The sequence below is a fragment of the Rahnella sp. PAMC25617 genome (genome assembly GCF_050606005.1).
In the GTDB taxonomy this organism is placed as follows: domain Bacteria; phylum Pseudomonadota; class Gammaproteobacteria; order Enterobacterales; family Enterobacteriaceae; genus Rahnella; species Rahnella variigena.
Window position 1 is genome coordinate 258274 of sequence record NZ_JBOCUM010000003.1, and the last position, 23388, is coordinate 281661.

23 protein-coding genes and 2 pseudogenes are annotated in these 23388 nt (G+C 53.3%); 17 read left to right on the forward strand and 8 right to left on the reverse strand.

The window, feature by feature from the left end; genetic code table 11:
- Window positions 1–12 precede the first annotated feature (12 nt).
- From ACM615_RS03350 to ACM615_RS03385, 8 genes are all read left to right on the forward strand, one after another.
- Window positions 13–567 (forward strand): formate hydrogenlyase complex iron-sulfur subunit, encoded by a 555-nt coding sequence (locus tag ACM615_RS03350; RefSeq protein ID WP_113876982.1) that lies wholly within the window; start codon window positions 13–15, stop codon window positions 565–567.
- Window positions 567–1364, forward strand: a complete 798-nt coding sequence (locus ACM615_RS03355; protein WP_112290058.1) for an NADH-quinone oxidoreductase subunit B family protein — start codon at window positions 567–569, stop codon at window positions 1362–1364. Before ACM615_RS03350 ends, ACM615_RS03355 begins: the two co-directional genes overlap by 1 nt.
- Window positions 1364–1843 (forward strand): formate hydrogenlyase maturation HycH family protein, encoded by a 480-nt coding sequence (locus ACM615_RS03360; RefSeq protein ID WP_129639456.1) that lies wholly within the window; start codon window positions 1364–1366, stop codon window positions 1841–1843. Before ACM615_RS03355 ends, ACM615_RS03360 begins: the two co-directional genes overlap by 1 nt.
- Entirely contained in the window at window positions 1836–2327 is a 492-nt protein-coding gene (gene hycI, locus ACM615_RS03365) for a hydrogenase maturation peptidase HycI (RefSeq protein ID WP_129639090.1), read from the forward strand. Before ACM615_RS03360 ends, hycI begins: the two co-directional genes overlap by 8 nt.
- A 167-nt stretch (window positions 2328–2494) precedes the next feature.
- The gene (gene hydN, locus ACM615_RS03370; RefSeq protein ID WP_112290053.1) at window positions 2495–3040 is read left to right on the forward strand and encodes an electron transport protein HydN; all 546 of its coding nucleotides are present in this window, start codon (window positions 2495–2497) and stop codon (window positions 3038–3040) included.
- Window positions 3041–3063: 23 nt separating this feature from the next.
- Window positions 3064–5235: a formate dehydrogenase subunit alpha gene (fdhF, locus tag ACM615_RS03375; RefSeq protein WP_112290051.1), complete on the forward strand. Its 2172-nt coding sequence runs from the start codon at window positions 3064–3066 to the stop codon at window positions 5233–5235.
- A gap of 169 nt (window positions 5236–5404) precedes the next feature.
- Window positions 5405–7735, forward strand: coding sequence for a carbamoyltransferase HypF (hypF, locus tag ACM615_RS03380; RefSeq protein WP_431011443.1), 2331 nt, complete (start codon window positions 5405–5407; stop codon window positions 7733–7735).
- Window positions 7728–8753, forward strand: a complete 1026-nt coding sequence (locus ACM615_RS03385; protein WP_112290765.1) for a HoxN/HupN/NixA family nickel/cobalt transporter — start codon at window positions 7728–7730, stop codon at window positions 8751–8753. The genes hypF and ACM615_RS03385 overlap by 8 nt, the downstream gene beginning before the upstream one ends.
- Before the next feature lie 12 nt (window positions 8754–8765).
- Here the strand turns inward: ACM615_RS03385 and csgC are convergent, their stop codons facing one another.
- From csgC to ACM615_RS03400, 3 genes are all read right to left on the reverse strand, one after another.
- Window positions 8766–9095: a curli assembly chaperone CsgC gene (gene csgC / locus ACM615_RS03390; protein ID WP_113876975.1), complete on the reverse strand. Its 330-nt coding sequence runs from the start codon at window positions 9093–9095 to the stop codon at window positions 8766–8768.
- A gap of 89 nt (window positions 9096–9184) precedes the next feature.
- Window positions 9185–9667, reverse strand: coding sequence for a curli major subunit CsgA (gene csgA / locus ACM615_RS03395; RefSeq protein WP_129639093.1), 483 nt, complete (start codon window positions 9665–9667; stop codon window positions 9185–9187).
- Between the two features lie 171 nt (window positions 9668–9838).
- The gene (locus ACM615_RS03400) at window positions 9839–10327 is read right to left on the reverse strand and encodes a curlin (protein WP_132967065.1); all 489 of its coding nucleotides are present in this window, start codon (window positions 10325–10327) and stop codon (window positions 9839–9841) included.
- An 872-nt stretch (window positions 10328–11199) separates the two neighbouring features.
- Here ACM615_RS03400 and csgD point away from each other — a divergent pair.
- The 4 genes from csgD to csgG are packed head-to-tail and all read left to right on the forward strand — an operon-like array spanning window position 11200 to window position 13569.
- The gene (gene csgD, locus ACM615_RS03405) at window positions 11200–11850 is read left to right on the forward strand and encodes a biofilm master transcriptional regulator CsgD (RefSeq protein ID WP_159282005.1); all 651 of its coding nucleotides are present in this window, start codon (window positions 11200–11202) and stop codon (window positions 11848–11850) included.
- Window positions 11831–12250: a curli production assembly/transport protein CsgE gene (gene csgE, locus ACM615_RS03410; RefSeq protein WP_431011444.1), complete on the forward strand. Its 420-nt coding sequence runs from the start codon at window positions 11831–11833 to the stop codon at window positions 12248–12250. Before csgD ends, csgE begins: the two co-directional genes overlap by 20 nt.
- Window positions 12251–12310: 60 nt before the next feature.
- Entirely contained in the window at window positions 12311–12703 is a 393-nt protein-coding gene (csgF, locus tag ACM615_RS03415) for a curli production assembly/transport protein CsgF (protein ID WP_112290770.1), read from the forward strand.
- A 32-nt stretch (window positions 12704–12735) separates the two neighbouring features.
- A complete protein-coding gene (gene csgG / locus ACM615_RS03420) occupies window positions 12736–13569 on the forward strand; it encodes a curli production assembly/transport protein CsgG (RefSeq protein WP_431011445.1) in 834 nt (277 codons plus the stop codon).
- A 70-nt stretch (window positions 13570–13639) separates the two neighbouring features.
- Here csgG and ACM615_RS03425 read toward each other — a convergent pair whose 3' ends face one another.
- The gene (locus ACM615_RS03425; RefSeq protein WP_431011446.1) at window positions 13640–14098 is read right to left on the reverse strand and encodes a nuclear transport factor 2 family protein; all 459 of its coding nucleotides are present in this window, start codon (window positions 14096–14098) and stop codon (window positions 13640–13642) included.
- A 356-nt stretch (window positions 14099–14454) separates the two neighbouring features.
- On the opposite strand from ACM615_RS03425, the gene ACM615_RS03430 reads away from it, so the two are divergent.
- Window positions 14455–16092, forward strand: coding sequence for a DUF4153 domain-containing protein (locus ACM615_RS03430; protein WP_431011447.1), 1638 nt, complete (start codon window positions 14455–14457; stop codon window positions 16090–16092).
- A 45-nt stretch (window positions 16093–16137) separates the two neighbouring features.
- Here the strand turns inward: ACM615_RS03430 and ACM615_RS03435 are convergent, their stop codons facing one another.
- The 3 genes from ACM615_RS03435 to ACM615_RS03445 all read right to left on the reverse strand — a co-directional run bounded on the left by ACM615_RS03435 (window position 16138) and on the right by ACM615_RS03445 (window position 18736).
- Window positions 16138–16656 (reverse strand): cytochrome b, encoded by a 519-nt coding sequence (locus ACM615_RS03435; RefSeq protein WP_431011448.1) that lies wholly within the window; start codon window positions 16654–16656, stop codon window positions 16138–16140.
- Between the two features lie 169 nt (window positions 16657–16825).
- Window positions 16826–18085, reverse strand: a complete 1260-nt coding sequence (alaC, locus tag ACM615_RS03440; protein WP_112290753.1) for an alanine transaminase — start codon at window positions 18083–18085, stop codon at window positions 16826–16828.
- Between the two features lie 114 nt (window positions 18086–18199).
- The gene (locus ACM615_RS03445) at window positions 18200–18736 is read right to left on the reverse strand and encodes a GNAT family N-acetyltransferase (protein WP_113876967.1); all 537 of its coding nucleotides are present in this window, start codon (window positions 18734–18736) and stop codon (window positions 18200–18202) included.
- A 113-nt stretch (window positions 18737–18849) separates the two neighbouring features.
- On the opposite strand from ACM615_RS03445, the gene ACM615_RS03450 reads away from it, so the two are divergent.
- The 4 genes and pseudogenes from ACM615_RS03450 (at window position 18850) to uraH (ending at window position 22063) form a co-directional block, all read left to right on the forward strand.
- Window positions 18850–20583: a sensor histidine kinase gene (locus tag ACM615_RS03450; protein WP_113876966.1), complete on the forward strand. Its 1734-nt coding sequence runs from the start codon at window positions 18850–18852 to the stop codon at window positions 20581–20583.
- Between the two features lie 63 nt (window positions 20584–20646).
- A pseudogene (locus ACM615_RS03455) lies at window positions 20647–21004 on the forward strand (response regulator); the annotation flags it as partial.
- 86 nt (window positions 21005–21090) lie between these two features.
- A pseudogene (locus ACM615_RS03460) lies at window positions 21091–21417 on the forward strand (LytTR family DNA-binding domain-containing protein); the annotation flags it as partial.
- A 238-nt stretch (window positions 21418–21655) separates the two neighbouring features.
- Window positions 21656–22063, forward strand: a complete 408-nt coding sequence (gene uraH, locus ACM615_RS03465) for a hydroxyisourate hydrolase (protein ID WP_112290748.1) — start codon at window positions 21656–21658, stop codon at window positions 22061–22063.
- A 60-nt stretch (window positions 22064–22123) separates the two neighbouring features.
- Here the strand turns inward: uraH and glk are convergent, their stop codons facing one another.
- The gene (gene glk, locus ACM615_RS03470; RefSeq protein ID WP_431011449.1) at window positions 22124–23089 is read right to left on the reverse strand and encodes a glucokinase; all 966 of its coding nucleotides are present in this window, start codon (window positions 23087–23089) and stop codon (window positions 22124–22126) included.
- Window positions 23090–23388 lie beyond the last annotated feature (299 nt).

Here is a 23388-nt window from a genome sequence, read left to right on the forward strand (position 1 = left end):
GCCGCTCAAATCATGCTGAAACTGATTAAAAAAGTGCTCAAAACCGGCACGGCAACGGTGGGATATCCGTTCGAACCGCTGGATTTAGCGCCCAATTTTCGTGGTAAGCCGCAATACACCGCGCAACAGTGCATCGCCTGCGGCGCCTGCGCTAATGCCTGTCCGTCGAATGCGCTGACCATGACCACGGCAGAAGACGGCGAAACGATCCGCTGGCAGCTGTTTTTAGGGCGCTGTATTTTCTGCGCCCGCTGCGAGGAAGTCTGCCCGACGGCGGCGATCAAATTGTCTCAGGAGTTCGAACTGGCGGTCTGGCGCAAAGAAGACCTGTATGAAACCGCAGATTTCCCTGTCTGCCATTGCCGGGAATGCGGCAAACCTTACGCCGTCCAAAAAGAAATCGACTTTGCGCTCAGCCTGTTACAGGAAAGCGCCGCGCTGAGCGACCGGCAGATCAGCGATCGCCGCGTGCAGTATGAAACCTGTCCGGCGTGCAAAAAAATGCACGGTCTCTCTTCCAGCGACCGCATTGATATTGGCCGCCATATGACTACGGAGGCCCGCTGATGAGCCATAACCCGATTGCGCCGCGTGACGAGAATGGCCTGCCGGTGCCGGTTACGCTTGATGAAAGTATCGCCGCGCTGAAATCGACATTACTCAATAACATCCGCCGTTCGGCCTACGTTTATCGCGTGGACTGTGGCGGCTGTAACGGCTGTGAGATTGAGATTTTCGCCGCCATTTCGCCGCTGTTCGACGCCGAACGCTTTGGCATCAAAGTCGTTCCGTCGCCCCGCCACGCGGACATTTTACTGTTCACCGGTGCCGTCACCCGCGCCATGCGTATGCCCGCTTTGCGCGCCTGGGATTCCGCGCCGGATCCGAAAATCTGTATTTCCTACGGCGCGTGCGGTAACAGCGGCGGAATTTTCCACGACCTTTATTGCGTCTGGGGCGGCACCGACAAAATCGTGCCCGTGGATGTTTACATTCCCGGCTGCCCGCCGACCCCGGCAGCCACCATTTACGGGTTCGCGATGGCGCTGGGTTTGCTGGATCAAAAAATCAAAGGCCAGCAGCACGACGTGGCCGCCGCAGAACCGGCTGCTTTATTGCATCCGGACTTGCCGCAGCCGCTGCGCGTACTGCTGGATCGTGAAGCACGCAGGATGGCAGGTTACCGCTACGGTCGCCAGATAGCCGATCAGTTTATGGATCTCGTCGCTGCCCCCGGTTTACAGCCGGTGGAACAGCGCGTTGCGACTTATCTGGCGGAACAGGGTGACCTGCGTCTGAGCGAAATCGTCGGCAATCTGCAACACATTTATCAGCAGGTGCTGCGTGGCGAGGTGCGTCTGTGATGACTTCCGTCAACGACCAGCGCTACGCGCGCCATCAGCCTTATGCCGGTCATACGCCTGACAAAAACAAAGTGGTTTTCTATTCGCTGAGCAGCAAGTTCGTCGATGAGAAAAGCGCACAGAAACGCAGCTCGCAGAAAGCGCAGGAAGTGATTTATTACAGCCTGGCTATCGGCCATCACCTCGGGGTGATCGACTGTCTGCAATCGCGCCTCGAATGCCCGCTCGACGGTTATCTGCACTGGATTAACTGTCTGGCGGAAAACAGCGAAGCGCGCCGCAAACTGGCCGGTGTCCAGCGTTTTGGCGAGATCAATATCGACAGCAGCCACACGCATTTGCTGGCACTGGCGCTGCGCGATGCGCGTCCGCAGATGAATGCTGAACAGCGTGGCTGGAGCGATCAGCTTACCGCCCTGCTCTCGCAAATTGAACACGACCCCGCCATGTACCTGATGGTCAGGAGATACGATGCCTGATTACCCTGAGAATCTCCCCCGCTACGCACTGTTGTGCGTGGGCAACAGCATGATGGGCGACGATGGCGCAGGCCCCCGTCTGGCTGAAGTGTGCGCGGAAAAACCGCTGCCCGGCTGGACAGTGGTGGACGGCGGTGCCGCACCCGAAAACGACATCGGCTTTTTACGCGAACTGTCTCCGCAGCATCTGGTGATTGCCGACGCTACCGATATGGGGCTGGCTCCCGGCGAAATGCGCATTATCGCCGAGGAAGATATCGCCGACATGTTCATGATGACCACCCACAATCTGCCGCTGACCTTTCTCATGCAGCAACTGCGTGAGGATATCCCGCAGATCACGTTTGTCGGCATTCAGCCCGACGTTGTCGCGTTTTATTACCCGATGAGCGCCGCCGTAGAACAGGCAGTCAGCCGCCTGCATCAGTTGTTACCGCGACTGGAAACGGGTCTGGGGATCGCCCCTTTTACAGTTTCGACATAACTGTCGATACGGTGACGACGCAAATATGACGTCAGTGAAAAATTTCGTCAGCGGCGCATCAGTTAAATTTAACTTACTGAATTTAATGATTAAAAATTAAAAACAGGAACTGGCACGCTTTATGTATAGCCAGTACCTGAAACCAATGACTTAGGGATTAAATCATCATGAACCGGTTCATCATCGCCGACCCCAAAAAATGCATCGGCTGCCGTACCTGTGAAATTGCCTGCGTGATGGCGCACAGCGATTCGCAGGATATCTCGCTGCTCAATGCCGAGACCTTCGCGCCACGTTTACATGTGATCAAAGGCGTTAATCTCAGCACTCCCGTCATGTGCCGTCAGTGCGAAGACGCCCCCTGCGCCAATGTCTGCCCGAACGGCGCGATTGCCCGCACCGGCGACCACGTTCAGGTGATGCAGGAACGCTGCATCGGCTGCAAAACCTGCGTCGTCGCCTGCCCGTATGGCGCGATGGAAGTGGTCACCAAACCGATTTTCCGCCAGAACGGCGCGGCGATGGTCGCGACCTCCGATAAAGCCGAAGCGCATAAATGCGACCTGTGCTATTTGCGCAGCGAAGGCCCGGCCTGCATGGAAATCTGCCCGACCAATGCGCTCTTCGCCATCGACCGCAACCAGTTACAGGAAATGAACGCAGAAAAACGCCGCCGCGCTGCGCTCGACAGCACTTCACCCTTGCTGTTTTAACCCCGGATAGAGGAAGTCATTCAATGAAAAAAGTTACTACTGTCTGCCCGTATTGCGGCGCCGGATGCAAACTGAATCTGGTGGTGGATAACGGAAAAATCATTCGCGCCGAAGCCGCGAACGGCGTGACCAATCAGGGTGAACTGTGCCTGAAAGGCTATTACGGCTGGGATTTTCTCAATGACACCAAACTGCTGACACCACGTCTGACGCAGCCGATGATCCGCCGTCAGAAAGGCGGCAAATTCGAAGCCGTGAGCTGGGATGAAGCCATCCGTTACACCGCGCAGCGTCTGAAAGAAATCAAACAAAAACATGGCCCGCGCGCCATCATGACTACCGGTTCTTCCCGTGGTACCGGCAATGAAACCAACTACGTGATGCAGAAATTTGCCCGTGCGGTGATCGGCACCAACAACGTCGACTGCTGCGCCCGCGTGTGTCACGGCCCGTCAGTCGCCGGTTTACAGGCCACGCTCGGTAACGGCGCGATGAGTAATTCCATCGGCGATATCGAGAACTCAAAATGTCTGCTAGTGATCGGCTATAACTGCGCCGATTCCCATCCGATCGTCGCCCGCCGCGTGATCAAAGCTAAAGAAAAAGGCGCACAGATTATCGTCTGCGATCCGCGCCGCATTGAAACCGCGCGTATTGCCGATCAGCATCTGCAAATCAAAAACGGCTGCAACATGGCACTGGTGAATGCTTTCGCTCATGTGCTGATCGAAGAAAATCTGTATGACCACGACTATGTCGCCAAGTACACCGAAGGCTTCGAGGAGTACCGCAAAAACGTCGCGGATTACTCGCCGGAAGCCGTTGAAGAACAGACCGGCGTTTCTGCGCAACAAATCCGTCAGGCTATGCGCACCTATGCCGCTGCGCCTTCTGCCACCATCATGTGGGGCATGGGTGTCACACAGTTTGGTCAGGCCGTGGACGTGGTCAAAGGGCTGGCGGGTCTGGCATTGCTGACCGGTAATCTCGGACGCGCTAACGTCGGCGTCGGTCCGGTGCGCGGCCAGAATAACGTGCAGGGCGCGTGCGACATGGGCGTGTTGCCTAACGAATTCCCCGGCTATCAGTCGGTTACGGATCCGAAAGTTCGTGCAAAATTCGCCGATGCCTGGGGTATCGACGTCAACCAGATGGACGCCGAAGTCGGCCTGCGCATTACTGAAATCCCACATCTGGCGATTGAAGGTAAGGTCAAAGCCTATTACATCATGGGCGAAGATCCGTTGCAGACCGAAGCCGATTTAGGGCTGGTACGTAAAGGGTTCGAGGCACTGGAATTCGTGGTGGTGCAGGACATCTTCATGACCAAAACCGCTGAACAGGCGGATGTGATTTTACCGGCCACCTCCTGGGGTGAGCACGGCGGCGTGTTCTCCTGCGCGGATCGCGGTTTCCAGCGTTTCGAGAAAGCTATCGAGCCGAAATATAACGTCAAACGCGACTGGGACATCATCAGCCTGCTGGCAACGGAGATGGGCTATCCGATGCATTATCAGGATAACCAGGAAATTTGGGACGAAATGCGCAGCCTTTGCCCGCTGTTCTACGGTGCAACCTACGAAAAAATGGGCGAACTCGGACACGTTCAGTGGCCTTGCACCACGCTGGAAAGTCCGGGGACACAGTTCCTTTACGCCGATAATCACTTCGATACGCCAACCGGCAAAGGCCAGCTGTTTGCCGCCCCGTGGCGTGCGCCTGCCGAAGTGCCGGACGGCGATTATCCGCTGGTGCTGTGTACCGTGCGCGAAGTCGGTCACTACTCATGTCGCTCGATGACCGGCAACTGTGCCGCACTGCAAACACTGGCCGATGAGCCGGGCTTCGTTCAGATGAACCCGGTGGATGCACAGGCTCTGGGTATCCGCGACCAGCAACTGGTCTGGGTGGCATCTCGCCGCGGCAAAGTCATTTCACGCGCCAACTACAACGAGCGCATCAACGCCGGTGCCGTGTACATGACGTATCAGTGGTGGATCGGTGCCTGTAATGAGCTGACGCAGGACAATCTCGATCCGATTTCCAAAACGCCGGAAACCAAATACTGCGCGGTTAAAATCGAACAGATCGCCGATCAGCGCTGGGCAGAAAATTACGCACAGCAAACCTACAGCGACATGAAAGCGCGCCTGCGCAGTGCCGTCGAGGATGTGATCCCGGTGGTTGAGGTTTAGTTTTTAATTTGGATTTTGGGTAAAAATCACCATTGATACCCAAAATAATTCGAGTCTTAGAAAGGCGGCAAACGAGTGAATCCCGATGAGCTGACACTGGTCAGTGATTCGGGTTTGCGAGTGCAGCCAACGCATCTGCGGCTCGAAGTATGAAGGGTATGAGGTATTTATGTCTGATTCCGGTCTGCTCATTCGCGTCTGCGGCAAAGTCCAGGGCGTCGGTTTCCGGCCTTTTGTCTGGCAACTGGCCGATCGTCTGCAGCTTTGCGGCGAAGTGTGCAATGACAGCGCCGGTGTCGAAATCAGGCTGCTTGCGCCGGTTAACATCGAAACTTTTATCGGCCAGTTACAACGCGACTGCCCGCCGCTGGCACGTATCGACAGCATCAGTTTCGATCCTTTTGAATGGCAATCACCGCCGGAAGATTTCACCATCAAGCCAAGTCGCCAGAGCCAGATGGACACTCAGGTGGCGCCCGATGCGGCGACCTGCCCGGAATGCCTCAAAGACATCACGCGCGCGGGCGATCGTCGTTTCGGCTATGCCTTTACCAACTGCACCCATTGCGGTCCGCGATTTACGCTGATCCGCTCGATGCCCTACGATCGCCCTTCCACCAGCATGGCGCAGTTCGCACTGTGTCCGGCTTGCCAGCAGGAATATGACAATCCTGCCGACCGGCGTTTTCACGCTCAGCCGGTGGCCTGTCCGCACTGCGGCCCGCAGGTGAGCGCCACATTTCAGGATGGAAAAATACAGGCGCTGGATCAGGCCGCGCTGGCACACGCCGTTACCGCATTACGGGCGGGAAACATCGTCGCCATCAAAGGGCTGGGCGGCTTTCATCTGGCCTGCGATGCCACGCAGCAGGACGCTGTGATGCGGCTGCGTGAGCGGAAACACCGGCCGTCAAAACCGCTGGCAGTGATGCTGCCGGATGTCAGCTGGCTGGCGCGATGCAGCGACGACAGTCCCCAGTTTGCACTGCGTGAACTGCTTGAATCCCCCGCAGCACCGGTTGTGCTGGCGACGAAAAGCGCGATGTCACCGCTGTGTGCTGCCATTGCGCCGGAGCTTAATGAAGTCGGCCTGATGTTGCCGTTTACGCCATTACATCATTTGCTGATGCAGGAATATCAGACACCGCTGGTGATGACCTCCGGTAATGCCGCCGGATGCGCTCCGGCGCTGACGAATTCTGAGGCACTTGAACAACTGAAAGGTATTGCCGATCTGTGGTTGCTGCATAACCGCGATATCGTTCAGCGGGCCGATGATTCGCTGGTGCGGCTGACGGCGCAGGGAACCGAGGTGTTGCGCCGTGCGCGCGGTTACGTGCCGGATGCGCTGCCGTTGCCGCCGGGTTTTGGTCTGCAGCCACCGCTGCTGGCACTGGGCGGCGATCTGAAAAATACGTTTTGTCTGGTGCGTGGTCATCAGGCCATTCTCAGCGCGCATTTGGGCTCGCTGACGCACAGTGATATCGCGGAGCAACAGCAGCAGGCGATTGCACATTTTCAGCAACTTTATGACTGCACCCCGGTGGCTGTCGCCCGCGATGCGCATCCGGGTTATGTCAGTCACCAGCAGGCTGAGCGCCACGCAGTGCGGACAGTAGATGTCTTTCATCATCACGCGCATATCGCCGCCTGTCTGGCGGAACATCACTGGCCGCTGGATGGCACAAAGGTGATTGGTCTGGCGCTGGACGGCCTCGGTTATGGCGAAAAAAACAGTCTGCGGGGCGGCGAATGTTTGCTGGCCGGTTATCTGCATTGCGACCATTTGGGCGGATTGCCTGCCGTCGCCCTGCCCGGCGGCGACCTTGCCGCACGCGAGCCGTGGCGTAATTTACTGGCGCACTGGCAGGCGTTCGTGCCGGACTGGCAGACGCGTCCGCAAGCGCAATCACTGCTTTCACAACCGTGGCAGCCGCTGTCAAAAGCCATTGCTGCCGGGATCAATTCTCCGCTGGCGTCTTCCTGCGGACGTCTATTTGATGCCGTCGCCACCGCGCTGGGCTGTGCGCCGCCGAAGCTGAGCTGGGAAGGTGAAGCCGCCAGCCGGCTGGAAGCACTGGCGCATCAGTCATACGGCATTTCACACCCCGTCACAATGCCGCTGCGGCATACCGAAAACGGCACGTTGCTGGATCTGGCGACGTTCTGGCACCAATGGCTGGACTGGCAGGCATCGCCCGCCGCACGGGCCTTTGCTTTTCATGACGCACTCGCCCAGGGCTTCGCCACCCTCGCCCGTTATCACGCGGTCAGAACCGGCATTCGCACCGTCGCAACCGGCGGCGGCGTGCTGCATAACCGTTTACTGCGCCAGCTTTTACATCGCTACTTAGCGCCCCTGAATGTGCTGATGCCACAACACATTCCCGCCGGTGATGGCGGTCTGGCGCTGGGCCAGGCCCTCATTGCCTGTGCCCGTCTGCAACATACTTCTGCTCAGATTTCTTCTGGTTTTAAAAATAAGGATCTCCATGATTAACCGTCAATTTTTCTCTTCGAACCGCCGCGCGTTCTGGCTGCTGGCCGGACTGGTGGCCGTGAATTTACTCGCCTGGGGATGGGCACTGGCGGTGTTTCGTCACAACGCGGCGCTGATCGCCGCGTCATTACTGGCTTACAGCTACGGACTGCGTCACGCGGTCGATGCCGATCATATTGCGGCTATCGATAACGTGACCCGCAAGCTGATGCAACAGGGGCAGCGGCCGGTCGCCGTCGGGGCATTTTTCTCCCTTGGACATTCCAGCATTGTGGTACTGGCCTGCGTGGCGATTGCCGCCACCTCGCTGGTCTTCGGCAATAAAATCGGCTGGCTGCATGATTACGGCAGCACTATCGGCACGCTGGTTTCGGCGCTGTTTTTACTGCTGATGGCGCTGCTGAATGCGTTGATCCTGCGGGACGTTTACCGTCGTTTTCAGAAAGTGAAACAGGGAAAAAGCTTTACCGCCAAAGAAGAACTGCACGCGGTACAAGGCGGTGTGATGAGCCGGATCTTCAGCTTCGCCTTTAATCTGGTGAATAAAAGCTGGCAGATGTATCTGGTGGGATTTTTGTTCGGGCTGGGTTTTGATACCGCGACTGAAATCGGCCTGCTGGGTATTTCTGCCGCAGGTGCGTCTTCCGGCATGTCGGTATGGAGCATTCTGGTGTTTCCGGCGCTGTTTGCCAGCGGCATGGCGCTGGTCGATTCACTGGATAACTTTGTGATGGTCGGTGCCTACGGCTGGGCGTTTGATAAACCGGTACGCAAGCTCTATTACAACATGACCATCACCGCCACCAGCGTGGTGATCGCCCTGTTTATCGGCGGACTGGAAGCACTCGGACTGCTGGCCGACAAATTCGATTTACACGGCGGATTATGGACCATTGTAGAACGCCTTAATGACAATATGGGCAGCGTCGGATACGCCGCCGTGGCGATTTTCCTGGTGTTCTGGGGCATCTCTGCGCTCAATTACCGCCGCAAAGGCTACGACAATCTGGCAGTGTGATCGTCTTTAAAATCAGGCGTCGTTCGGCAAGGTGATCTGTTTTTCCAGACGCAGCGATCCGCCGTCCGTCACCGTGATCATAATTTGGGTTTTACTGCCCGGCTGAACGGAGAAACGCATACGGCCCAGCGGTTGTGGCTGGTTAGCGGTCAGATTGACATTGCTGCTCTGGCGGCTGGTGCTGCTGCCGGACACGCCTTCCTGTGAAACAGAAACCGCCACCTGACAGGCGCAGGCTTTAGTGAGACTGACCATCGGGGTAATGACATAGGTCTGCGCGTCGTTGTGGGTGTCGAACCACAGCTGGTTGGACATCACGGCGGCAATCAGGAGCAAATGCATGGCGTTTATCCTCAGAGTTCATTCGAAAAAAAACAGGGCTAGTGCCCTGTTTTGCTGTGATCCTCCCCTTCGCAGGGGAGGAAGCGTTATCAGTTTTGTGACGCATACGCCAGGTTAGCTGTACCGACCTGAGTAATGCTGGTAAGAGAGCCATTGGCGCTTTGTGACGCCTGAGCGTAGTTGCCTGAACCATTCTGGGAGACAAGCACTTTACTGCCGTTTGCGCTCTGCGCCACGTTGGCACCGTTGTAATCACCCTTTTGCACTACGCTGATCAGGCTGCCATCACCGGTCTGATTGGTGCTGGAGCTGTTTCTGTAGCCATCCTGATTAACCGCTGTCAGCGATTTTTGAGCGCCAGTCTGAGTGGCATTCGCCAGGTTTGAGGTACCCTGTTGGTAAATCTGAATTTCAGAATTCCACTGAGTCGCAGTGAATGTCGGAACCGTTGAAGGAGGTGTCGTTGTCGGAGGTGTAGAACCACCGCCGCCGCCGCCATGATTTGAACCGGTTGCAAACGCACTGCCACTGACGACTAAAGCGGAGACTGCCACAATTTTCCAAAGTTTCATGATGCTACCCCATTGGTTTAATATCGGATGTCATGTTTTACCCTTCATATTTCGAGTTGCAGATGCGTTGGCTGCACTCGCTCACACCCGTCGCTTAGTTATCTAAGCTCCCGGTGATTCCCGACCTTGCCGCCTTCCTGCACCTCAAACTATTTTGGGTATGATTTTGTATTAATGCTGTGTCACTCTAATCGCCATTCCTGACGAGTTTTGTACGACACCGCTGCTCTGGTTCGTACCATTCTGGCGAATTTCCGTCACACTCCGGCCTTTTTGCAGAATGTAAGCCGTATTGCCAAAATTCTGTTGCGTAATGGATGCATCCCCGCCGCCGCTTTGCGAAATATAAGCAAAGTTATCGCTGCCGCTTTGGGATATATCGGCGTTATTTCCATTACCTCGCTGATTTACCACCGCAGTATTTTCTGACCCTGACTGACGGATGACGCTGGAATTGCCGTACCCCGTCTGATTATTTGCAGCCAGATTACTATTACCGTTCTGGTAAATCGTTGATGAATTCCCTGATGAATTCCTCGCGCCAGCGAAGACGTGTTCCGGACTGTCACTACTCATTTCCGAATAAGCCATATCAAACTGCTGAGCGTGAACGACCCAGGAGACTGAAAGTAACGCCAGGGTCAGTAAAGTCTTTTTCATTTCGTCACCTGTATATCTCCGGCGACTGTGCATTAGCTCACCAGGTTATTGCTGTTGACGAATTGATTATGATGTTTGGCGGAAATAAGAAACTCACCCGCACGTCGTATTTTAATTTTTAACTTCATTAAAAAGTATGAGACGTCACTTCTCATGCGGATTGACCAGAATGTTTCAGTAATACGTCAGTGACGCTAATCGACCCCATGGCATTAATCCTAAAGTGCCAGGAAACTCCGGCGCAAATAATCACACAAATGCAACTATTCCTAATCCCCTTGCGGTTTAAAAATGGCCTTAAAAGAGATCGCCGCCACATTTCCACCCCTTATCATTCCGGCTTTTACGGTATTTAGGGTGCCCGCCGGGCGGTTTACGCAGGCATATTCAGGTCTTAAAACGGCCTAACCTAAGTGAAATCGATTATACAGGAAGCAGTTATTTGAGTTATTAAAGAGGAATCATGCGCCAGATTGCTGTATCCCGTGAATTATTCAGACCGGCATTTATTTAAATGTGCTGTCATAACAAGGCCGAACGTTAAGATAATGTAAATCCATTACTTAAGGTTTATTTAACATGCGCGACTCATGCTAATGGCAATACATTAAGAAAATTTTATACATTTTACGTTACATTTTGAAACATAAATAAGCCTTGCGTAAGGTCATCCAAAAGCTAAATTGAGTCTGTACCGCACATAGAGCGACTTAAAATATTGTGCGCCTCACGCTGCGTTTATTTGCTACTTTCAGATATGCACAGCAAATATAAAGCTATAGATTTAGCACATAATATCTCAGTCTATTACCGGTCTGTTTATACAAAGACGCGGCAGGCTGTGGCTATAAAAATCAGGGCAGGGTTTCATTATGAGTAATGAAGCAGCAATCAATAATAATATTCTTTTATTAGTGACTAAACCATCATTACAAGCCAGTGCTTTATTGCAGCAATTAAAACAGCAACTTTGTGTCAATACCCGGTTACACAGCATTCATAAAACACTTGAGGATCAGTATCTTCATCAGACGCTTATTCTTTTCGACATGATGGAAGCTGACCGGCGGACTATTGAGATCTGGCAATCCGCCATTAACCGTTATCACGAGAGTGTGAAGTTATTATTATTAAATACGCCCGATAATTACCATTTTCGGGAAATAGAAACCTGGCCGCGAATAAGCGCTGTTTTTTATCTTTCTACTGACGAAGAACATCTGGTGGAAGGGATCCGCAGCGTGATCCGCGGAGAATGTTACTTCTCTCAGGGTTTCGCCAGCTATCTGATCAATCAGTCCGGTGCCTTCCGGCACATGCATTCAGAAGATACCGGCCTGACTCATCGCGAAAAAGAGATCCTCAATAAGTTACGCGTGGGTGCGTCCAACACGGAAATCGCACAGCTTTTGTTTATCAGTGAGAACACCGTCAAGACGCATCTTTATAATTTATTTAGGAAAATTTCGGTAAAAAACCGTACTCAGGCGGCGTCCTGGGCAAATGACAATCTCAAGCGCTGACATCATGACTATTTGCATCAGGACCTTCTGGCTCTGGCTGGCGCTGCTCTGCGCCACCTGCCTGCACGTACAGGCTGCGGATATCAAAGACCCGGGGCTGATTACCGACCGGACAGTGACGTCGGTGGGGCACGATTTTTATCGCAGCTTCACCGCCAAATGGGAACAGAACTACCCGGAAACCATCACGATTTCAGAAAGATCCAGCGCCCGCTGGGGCAGTTGGATCACCATAAAGATAGGTCAGGACACCCTTTATCAAACTCTGTTGTTTCCTAACCGTCACAACTTTGAGAAGGACGTCGACACCGCACTGGCTGGCGTGACGGAGGCGTTATCACGACGCCAGCTGGACAAAGCGTTACTTGGCACCGGGGATCTTGCCCATGACGAATTTTAATGCACAGCCTCTTTTAAGGAGAGCATCGTGAATATTTCAGTCTCTGCTTCGCGTTCAGTCATGTTGCTGGCATTACTGACGGCGTCCCCGGTTTCCTGGGGAGGCAACATGGTTTTCCAGTTCATTAACCCGAATTTCGGCGGCAACCCGAATAATGGCGCGTTCCTGCTCAATGAAGCCCAGGCGCAAAACTCCTATAAGGATCCGGATTCGTACGATTTCGGCACTACCGGCACCTCTGCGCTGGATAACTTCACCGCATCGATTCAGTCGCAGCTGCTGGGCAGTCTGATGGGCAACGTGAATCAGGGCAAACCGGGGCGGCTGGTGACGCAGGACTTTATTGTGGATATCCAGAATACCGACGGGCAACTGGTGATGAATGTCACCGACCGTAAAACAGGCAAGATTTCCACCATTCAGGTTCAGGGCCTGTCTGCCACTACCAACTGATTCCGGCGACAAATAAAAACAGGAACAACATCATGCGCAGCTATTTATTACTCATCGCAGTTTTTGTGTTGAGCGGGTGTCTCACAGCGCCCCCGAAAGAAACCGCCAGACCGACATTATTGCCACGGGCACCGAGTTATACCGACCTGACTCATCTCCCGGCCCCGAAGGGACGTGTATTTGTCTCCGTTTATAATATTCAGGATGAAACCGGTCAGTTCAAACCGTATCCGGCGAGTAACTTCTCGACTGCGGTGCCGCAAAGCGCCACGGCCATGCTGGTCTCGGCGTTAAAAGACTCTAAATGGTTTATTCCGCTGGAACGTCAGGGACTGCAAAACCTGCTCAATGAACGCAAAATTATCCGTGCGGCTCAGGAAAACGGCAGTGTCGCTATCAATAATCAGCGTCCGCTTTCTTCTTTGGTGGCGGCAAATATTTTGATTGAAGGCTCGATTATCGGCTATGAAAGCAATGTGAAATCGGGCGGCATAGGGGCGCGTTACTTCGGTATCGGTGCCAGTACGCAGTACCAGTTGGACCAGATAGCCGTGAACCTGCGTGCTGTCGACGTCAATACCGGGGAAGTTTTGTCGTCTGTGAATACCAGCAAGACGATTTTGTCGTATGAAGTGCAGGCCGGGGTGTTCCGCTTTATCGACTATCAGCGTCTGCTGGAAGGCGAACTGGGCTATACCACCAACGAGCCGGTGATGTTGTGCCTGATGTCGGCCATTGAATCCGGGGTTATTTATCTGGTCAATGACGGTATCGACCGTAACCTGTGGCAATTGCAGAATGCGTCGGAAGCGAATTCACCGATACTGCAACGCTACAAAAACAGCGTTGTCCCTGCCGAATCCTGACAGGGCAGTTGGCGAAGGTAAGGGGTGGGTTGACACCCCTTCCCTTCTTTTTTAAGCATTTAAGCAAACATCAGGTTTTATTCTCTTCGCTTTTCACCGCCTGACGGTAATTATTCACCCGCTTTTTATCCTCAAGATTGAAGTCAGGGTCGAGATAAATACTCAGCCGTTTGATCAGTAAATCGTCAAATGCAAACACCGTACAGAAATGATGACTGCCGGCTTCCGAGGTCGGCCAGCGGTCGCCGTTTTGCATCACACCACGCATCTGCCCTTCCAGCACAATGGTGTCGCCATCGGTGAGAAACCGGAAAGCATCCTGAATATGCTGGATCTTGTCGATTTCCAGGGCGAAGCGTTTACCCAGTTCTCCCAGGGATGACTTCCCCTGCGCGGTGCCAAATTTCGGAAAAAACAGCACCACATCTTCAGCAAAGAGATCCAGCAAAGTCGAATCTGCCTGATCCAGCTTGGCGTAGAAATTCTTAACGATTTCAATGCGTTTTTCTTTCAGTTCGTGTTCTGACATTTTCACCTCGAAATTCTCCATCCAATACCTAAGCCTAGTGACTGCGGCTGATTTTGCCAGTTATGTGGTGATGCTCACAAAATGCGCACCCTGCCCTGGAAAAGAGTTTTCTGCACCGGAACACGGAACCCATTACACTGGCGTACGTTTTTACCCTTACTTCCTCTTACACTTTCGGAGAGTCACGGATGTCTCAGTTCAATCGGGCCGGCCTCAGTTTGCCCCCACTGCCCGTTCCCTCCCGCTGGCTTATCATGGTTGTCTGCCTGCTGCAGGGACTTTTGCTGTATTACTTTTTCTCAGACAGCCAGGCGGTCACGCGGTCGGCTTTCTCCCACAATATTTACGGCCAGACTATGGCATTCACATTACCGGTGCTGATGTCGTTGTCGCTGGTACAGCTGAATGACCGCCGGTTCTGGGGTGCAATGGCGTTGATGACCTTGTTGCTGGCAGGGCTGGCAACGTGGGTGAAAAGTAATGTGACCGGCACACCGGCAGATTCGGTGATGGTGCCGTTTAACCTTTCGCTGGTGACGATGGTCTTTTTTGTGCTGCCCTGGTTACAGGTGCAGACGTTCCCGGCGCAGAACCGTTACCGTTACGCCCATCTTGCCGCCTGCTACAGCCAGAATATGCTGTGTGCGATGCTCACTTTCCTGCTGATGCTGCTGACCGTCGGTGTACTGGCGTTGTGCGCTGCCCTGTTCCGGGTCATTGGCATTGAATACTTCCACGCGCTGTTTTTCGATACGCCACTGTTTATGCATCTGGTTTTCGGGCTGCTGCTGGGGATAAGCATCATCACCTGCCGCACACAACCGGCGCTGATGAACACCACCCGCAATATTATCCGTTTCATTCTCAAAGGCCTGCTGCCTCTGGTGGCGTTCGTTGCGCTGATCTTCCTGTTCGCCCTGCCGTTCACCGGTCTGACGGCGTTGTCGAAAACCTGGTCCGCCGCCAGTCTGCTGACCATTATGGCGCTGAGTCTGCTGGTGCTGGTGAACGTCGTGCGCGAAACGGACAGCGGCGTGAAACCTTATCCGCAGGCTGTCCGCTGGCTGGTCAATGCAGCCATCCTGCTGCTGCCGGTGTATGCCGCGCTGGCGCTGTATTCTACCGGTCTTCGCGTCTCGCAATACGGCTGGACGCCGCAGCGCCTGTGGGCGGTGGTGATTATTGCGGTCACGCTGACAGCGTCGCTTTGCTACAGTTCTTCCGTTTTCGATAAACGCCCGGACTGGCTGTCACGTCTGAATCAGTTCAATAAACCGCTGTCATTGTTAGTTGTATTGCTGGTTATCGCGGTCAACAGCCCGCTGCTCGATCCTTACCGTATCAGTGTGAACAGTCAGATTAAGCGGCTCGACAGTGGTAAAACGCAGGGGAAAGATTTTGATCTCAAATTACTGCGCTTTGAAACCGGCCGTCGTGGCAATGAGGCATTGGCGAAACTACTGCAACATCCTGCATTTACCGCTGATCCGCGCCTGCTTGCCACGGTGAAAAATACCCTGGCAATGACCTCACGCTGGGGCTCATACAATGATAAAGAGGCCGATGCACTGGCTAAAAATTATCGTGTTGAGGAGGCGAAAAAGATGATCACGCTGGCGAAAGGCGCAGTGCAGCCGGATGACGGCTGGTGGAAAGGTCTTCCTGCGCTGGAACAATATCGCAACACACTGCGCGATTGTCTGAGCATTCAGGGCGTGTGTATCGTCAACACGCTGGATCTTAACAGTGACAGACAGAAAGAAATCCTGCTCTGTAATACGCTGGATGCGCCATCAGTCAACTGCCGGGTTTACGCGAAGCAGGCCGGACAGTGGGCGCAAAGCGGTGAACTTTATCTGTATCAGGAAAAAGATAAAGAGACGCTGATCCAGGCACTGCGCAACGGTGAAGTTAAACCCGCGCCGCGCAAATGGGCGGATATCCAGATCGAAGGGAAGCGTCGCGTGGTGCATTACCAGCAGGATGAAAACTGATTTATCCGCCCGTCACCGGCAGGATCTCTGCCGGTGAACCCGCCGTTAAGGCGTCATGCGTAACAGGGTGTCATCTTTACGGAAGTAATGATGATAAATCGCCGCCAGCGCATGTAAGCCAATCAGGTAATAACCGCAGTTCGCCAGAAACACATGAATCTGTTTCACCGTGCTGCGCACGGAGGGATCCGGCGTCACGAACTGCGGCACCTGCCAGCCAAACAATACCCAGTCACGTGCGCCAAATTCCAGCGTCAGCACGCCCAGCACTGGCAGCGAGAGAAATAACAGATACAACACGCCATGTACCGCGTGCGATGCCGCAATCTGCCAGCGTGGCAAAGGCGGCGTGATGACGGGCGTGGAATAACGTGTACGCAGGAACACACGTACCCACATCAGCAGCCAGACGCAAATCCCGAAATTAAAATGCAGTAATCGCACCAGCGGCTGGTTATCTTCCGGAAAATAGTCGCGGGTCAGCATCGCGGTATACGTCAGAATAATCATCAGTAAGGTTGCCCAGTGCAGGCTTATTTGCGACAGCGAATAACGGTTTTTCATGAGCAATTTCCTGGCCGGAGGATATTAAAGGCGAAATCAAAAGTGACAGAGTGAGTATAGAGAGGAATTACGCAGACTTTGTGGATAAGGCCGGGCGATAAGGATAAAGAAGTTAAAGTACTGCTATAAAAAAACCGGGCCAAAGCCCGGTCTGATTTGCTGAGGCGGCTTATGCGCCGACAGAAGGATCCGGCCCAACCGGCGGTTCACTGCTGGTTTTTTTCGGGGCCAGTAAACCGTCAGCACGGAACATCGCTTTGATACCGCGAATGGCCTGACGGATACGATCCTGATTTTCGATCAGCGCGAAACGGACGTGCGTATCACCGTAATCACCAAAACCGATGCCCGGAGACACGCAGACTTTCGCGTCAGACAGCAGGCGTTTGGCGAACTCCAGCGAACCTAAATGCGCATACGCCGGGGGGATTTTTGCCCAGACATACATCGACGCTTTCGGGTTTTCCACCATCCAGCCCGCTTCATGCAGCCCGCGCACCAGCACATTACGACGCTGACGGTATTGCTCGGCGATGTCTTTCACACATTGCTGATCGCCTTCCAGCGCGGCAATCGCAGCAACCTGTAACGGCGTGAACGTCCCGTAATCGTGATAACTTTTGATACGCGCCAGCGCGCTGACCAGCTCAGGATTGCCGACCATAAAGCCGATACGCCAGCCCGCCATGTTGTAGCTCTTCGACAGGGTGAAGAACTCTACCGCAATATCTTTCGCGCCCGGCACCTGCATGATAGACGGCGCTTTCCAGCCGTCGTACACGATATCCGCGTAAGCCAGATCGTGAATAACCAGCACGTTGTATTGTTTGGCCAGCGCGACCACGCGTTCGAAGAAGTCCAGCTCTACGCATTGCGCCGTCGGGTTGGACGGAAAGCCGAGGATCATCATTTTCGGACGAGGAATGGTTTCGCGAATGGCTTTTTCCAGTTCAGCAAAGAAATCCACACCTTCTGCCAGCGGCACGGATCGCACCTGAGCACCGGCGATCACTGCGCCGTAAATGTGGATCGGATAACTTGGGTTTGGCACCAGAACGGTATCGCCATGATCCAGGGTCGCCAGCATCAGATGCGCCAGACCTTCTTTCGAACCGATGGTGACGATAGCTTCGCTTTCCGGGTCGATCTCCACCTGATAACGATCGGCGTACCAGCGGGAAATCGCACGACGCAGACGCGGAATACCGCGTGACGTTGAGTAACCGTGGGTATCTTCGCGCTGCGCAACCTGCACCATTTTTTCCACAATGTGCGGCGGTGTCGGGCCGTCAGGGTTACCCATGCTGAAATCAATAATGTCTTCGCCGCGATGGCGTGCGGCCATTTTCAGTTCAGCGGTGATGTTGAAAACATAAGGGGGAAGACGATCAATACGTGAAAAACGACGTGGTGAACTGGAATCAGCCATAATTTCCTCTGGGATACGTAAGCGCCCGGACCGTCCGAGCGACGCTGGCCGCGTTGCGGCCTTCAACGAACATAACGCAGAGAAAAACAGCTGTCGAGATACTGAGCGTTTTTTTTACGGACGCGGATCAGTTGCCAGCAGCCCCAGCAGCCAGTCGTTCTTCCACTCGTCGCCAATCCGGTAACTGTCGCGCAAACGCCCTTCCATCTGAAAACCGCATTTCTCCAGCACGCGGCGAGAACCGTCATTGCCTTCCAGTACGTTGGCCTGCAGGCGGTGAAATCCGCAGTGGTCAAAAGCAAAGTTCAGCACTTCACGCAGGGATTCCACCGCGTAGCCTTTACGCTGATGCTCGGGCGCGAGAATAAATCCCACTTCGCCCTGTTTATAAGGCCGCCAGTCCGGGAAGAATCCGGTCAGCCCCACGGCGGCGCCGGTCTCTTTTTCGCGGATCAGCAAGCATAACCAAAAATCGCAATAGCGATCCCAGTTGCCCAGCCGCTGTTCAAAACGGGTATGAACCTGAGCGGGCATCTCGATATCGCCGATAAAACGCATCACCTCCGGCGTCTGGTACAACCGCAAGAAAAATGCCCAGTCGTCAGCCTGAATGGGCTGCATAATCAGCCGCGGCGTGGATAACGAAATCATCTCGGTTGGCTCTCCTGTGTCTGCCGATGGTGAAAGTCTGACCTTTTACATATAATAACGGCTGAATCCATTTGGCACGCTTATCTTTACGGCGCGCAAAGAGTTAATCTGCTATGCCTCACATTTTCGATATGTTGCTGGCGGTCTTTGACCGTGCGGCGCTGATGCTCATTTGTCTGTTTTTCCTCACGCGTACCCCGCTGTTCCGTAAACTGCTGCATAAAGAAAACGAGAGCCACACGCCGCTGGAGCTGGCGGCGGTGACCGCCATTTTCTCGCTGTTTGCGATTTTCGGTACGCTTTCCGGGATCAACGTCGAAGGCTCGCTGATTAACGTACGCACCATCGCCATTATGTCCGGCGGGATCTTGTTCGGCCCCTGGGTCGGGATTATCACCGGCCTGATTTCAGGCACGCACCGTTTTCTCATCGACATTCACGGGCCGACGTCGATTCCGTGCCTGATCACCAGTATTACTGCCGGTTTCCTTTCCGGTTACATCAACAAAAAAGTCAAAAAAGCGCTGCACTGGAAAGTCGGGATCATCGCCGGAATGCTGTGCGAAACACTGACCATGGTGCTGATTCTGCTGATGGCACGCCCATTTTCGCTCGGGCTGGATATCGTCATGAATATCGCCGCACCGCTGATCCTCGGTGCCAGTTCCATCGGCCTGATTGTGTTACTGGTGCAAAGCGTCGAAGATGAAAAGGAAGTCATTGCCGCACGACAGGCGCGGCTGGCGCTGGATATCGCCAATAAAACGCTGCCCTATTTCCGTAATATAGACGGCCGTAATATCGAAGGCCGAAATATCAACGCCGAATCCCTGGCCAGCATCTGCCGCATTATCCGCGAGGATATCGATGCCGATGCGGTGGCTATCACGGATACTAAAAACATACTGGCATACGTCGGCGTAGGCGCGGATGAATACAATATCGGTCATGAATCGCTGAGTGAGATGACCAAAGCCACACTGGAAAGCGGCGAGATCACGGTCAGAAACAATGATGAAATGGATCGCACGCCGCAGATCCACTCGCTGATTATTATTCCCCTGTGGGAAAAAGGCGAAGTGACCGGCTCGCTGAAAATTTATTATTGTGACCCGCACCGTATTACGTATTCGCTGAAAGTGATGGCTATCGGGCTGTCGCAAATAATGTCCACGCAGATGGAAGTCTCACGTACTGAACAACTGCGCGAAATGGCCAATAAAGCGGAAATGCGCGCATTGCAGAGCAAGATAAACCCGCATTTCCTGTTTAACGCGCTGAATGCGATTTCATCGTCGATCCGCGCCCGCCCTGACGTGGCGCGTCAGCTGATCATCAATCTTTCCCGTTATCTGCGCTACAACCTGGAACTGAATGACGAGCTGATCGACCTGCGCAAAGAGCTGCATCAGGTACAGGATTACATCGCCATCGAACAGGCGCGTTTTGGCAGCAAACTGACGGTGATTTATGACATTGATGACGATATTTCGGTGAAAATCCCCAGTCTGCTGATCCAGCCACTGGTAGAAAACGCAATTGTTCACGGCATTCAGAAATGCAGCGGAAAAGGCGTGGTGGTGATTTCAGTTAAGCATCAGGCTGAGGGAATTAAAGTTTCCGTGAAAGACACCGGCCATGGCATTAATCAGGAAACCATTGACCGCGTAGCGCGCAATGAAATGCCCGGTAATAAAATCGGCCTGCTGAATGTGCATCACCGCGTTTCGTTGTTATACGGGCAGGGTCTGACCATCCGGCGACTGGAGCCGGGCACCGATATTTCTTTTGTTATTACTCACGCTCCTGCGAAAGTCACGGCGGCCATACAGAGCCAGATTGCCTGATCCGCAGGGCGTTTTCATTTTACCCGCCCGCCTTTCGGGCCACCGCACCAGGGAGATAATTCAGTGAAAGCAATTATCGTCGAAGATGAAGTACCGGCTCAGGAAGAGCTGAGTTATCTGATCAATACGCACAGCAGCATTCAGGTTGAAGCAATATTTGATGACGGACTGGACGTGCTTAAATATCTGCAATCGCATGAAGTGGATGCGATTTTTCTCGATATCAGCATTCCTTCGCTCGACGGCGTTTTGCTGGCGCAAAATATCAGTAAATTTGCCCATAAACCTTATATCGTTTTCATCACCGCCTATAAAGAACACGCTGCAGAAGCCTTTGAAATCGAAGCGTTTGATTACATTCTCAAGCCTTATCATGAGTCACGCATTGTCACTATGCTGCAAAAGCTGGAGTCGCATTTTCGCCGTGATAAAGAACTGGCTGGTAAAGAGACCGGAGAGAAACAGGAAGGGATCCCGCCTGTAACCGGCAACGCGCAGCGGGTGAGTCACAGTATTAATCTGATCAAAGACGAGCGGATTATTGTGACGGATATCAACGATATTTATTACGCCGCCGCGCAGGAAAAGGTGACGCAGGTCTATACCCGCAAAGAAGAATTCACCATGCCGATGAATATCACCGAATTGTGCAACCGCTTGCCGGAGGAACATTTTTTCCGCTGCCATCGCTCATATTGCGTGAACCTGTCAAAAATCCGCGAGATCGTACCCTGGTTCAACAATACTTATATTTTGCGCTTAAGTGATTTAGATTTCGAAGTACCGGTGAGTCGCAGCAAGGTGAAAGAATTCAGGCAGTTAATGCGGTTCTGATGGGGACCTGACGGGTTCTGAGACGGAGGGCGTTATTTTTTGGCGTCTGACTCTGAATTATTACAAAAATGTCATCAACCCGTCATCCTCAGGTTAGCCAGTAATCAGTAGACTTTGTTTCGTCAAGACAGAGGATATTTCGTACTTTCTCATGTCTGTGATGAGAAAAACCTAAATATAGCTCTGCAAAATATTCTGCGTTATTAACAAATAACATTGAGTTCAAAAGGACGAACATATGTTTAAAAAGAAATTATTACTCGCCGGTATTATCAATGCTCTGTGTCTGACGTCTGCGTATGCAGCGAACCCTCTTAGCGTCCACGTTCTGAACCTGCAAAACGGGCTGCCATCACAGGGTGTAAGCGTATCGCTCGAGAAGCAGGAAGGTAACAAATGGGTGCAGTTGAGCAGCGGAGTAACCAACGAACAAGGAAGAATTCCGGCGCTGTATCCCAATGAAAATGTGATGGAGAAAGGGAATTATCGGGTAACGTTCAAAACTGGCGAATGGTTTGAAAAGCACCATACCGCTTCATTTTTCCCGGAAATCCCCGTTATTTTTAAAGCGGATGGCTCAGTGCCTCACTATCACATTCCTCTGCTTGTCAGTCCTTACGGCTTCTCGACTTACCGCGGGAATTAAAGTCAGCAAAGCAATAATGATGGGAGTTTGCTCCTCCCCTGCGATGGGGAGGAGCAAAACTTAGATCGTCATACCAATTGACTGACGTAAGTACGCACCTGCACCCAGCAACCCTGGCTGATCGTGGGTGATCAGGAATACCGGAATATCCATCAGGTAATCTTTGAAGCGGCCTTTATCTTCAAATGCGGCGCGGAAACCGGACGCTTTGAAGAATTCGAGGAAGCGCGGAACAATGCCGCCAGCGATGTATACACCGCCAAATGTCCCCATGCTCAGCGCCAGATTGCCACCGAAACGCCCCATGATCACACAGAACAGCGACAGCGCGCGGCGGCAGTCGACGTTCTCATCAGACAGTGCCAGTTCGGTCACGTCTTTCGGTTTGAAGTTTTCCGGCACGCGGTCGTCCGATTTTACGATAGCGCGATAAAGATTCACCAGCCCCGGACCGGAAAGGATCCGCTCGGCAGATACGTGGCCCATTTCGGTACGCAACTGCTCAAGAATAATGTCTTCTTCTTCGCTGTTCGGTGCGAAATCAACATGACCGCCCTCGCCCGGCAGGCTAAGCCACTGCTTGTTAGCGTGGATCAGATGCGCGACACCCAGACCGGTACCGGCGCCATAGATCACAGCCGGTTTTCCGTCCTGCGCTTTTTTACCGCCGAACTGCAATAAATCCTCTTCTTTCAACATCGGGATCGCCATCGAGACGGCGGTGAAATCGTTGATCACTTCCAGATGTTGCAGACCTAAACTTTTCTTCATTTCTGCAATGGAGAATGCCCAGGTGTGGTTAGTCATTGCCACCCAGTCGCCGGTGATCGGGCAGGCAATGGCGATGCAGGCATCTTCAATTTCCTGTTTTTGCTCAGTAAGATACTCACGGACTGTGGCTTCGAGGCTGTCATATTCCAGCCCGGAAAAGGTCTTCGCCTGCGAAATCTCGCCGCTGTCCAGCGCACAAAGCGCCAGACGGCAGTTAGTGCCCCCGACATCGCCCACCAGGGAGTATTTGGTCATGTTATTCTCCGCAAAAGTAAATTCGTTATGCTGCGCTAAAGAGTACGCTGCCAGACACGCAGATGTAAGTTGTCTTCATCAATTAAAGCGACTGGCGAAACCCCGCCCGTGGGGCAAAGCTTACAGTTTCGTGTGGGCAAAATAGCGGTAATTGCTATACGCTGCAACGCAGTTTTGAACCCGCGCACATTTATGCGGTATGTCACACAAAATAATGTTGAGCGCCCGCAAACAGACTTCGTCAGGATTCATCTAAGCTATTAGGGCAAACAAAGCGATAACGATAAATAAGGAAATTC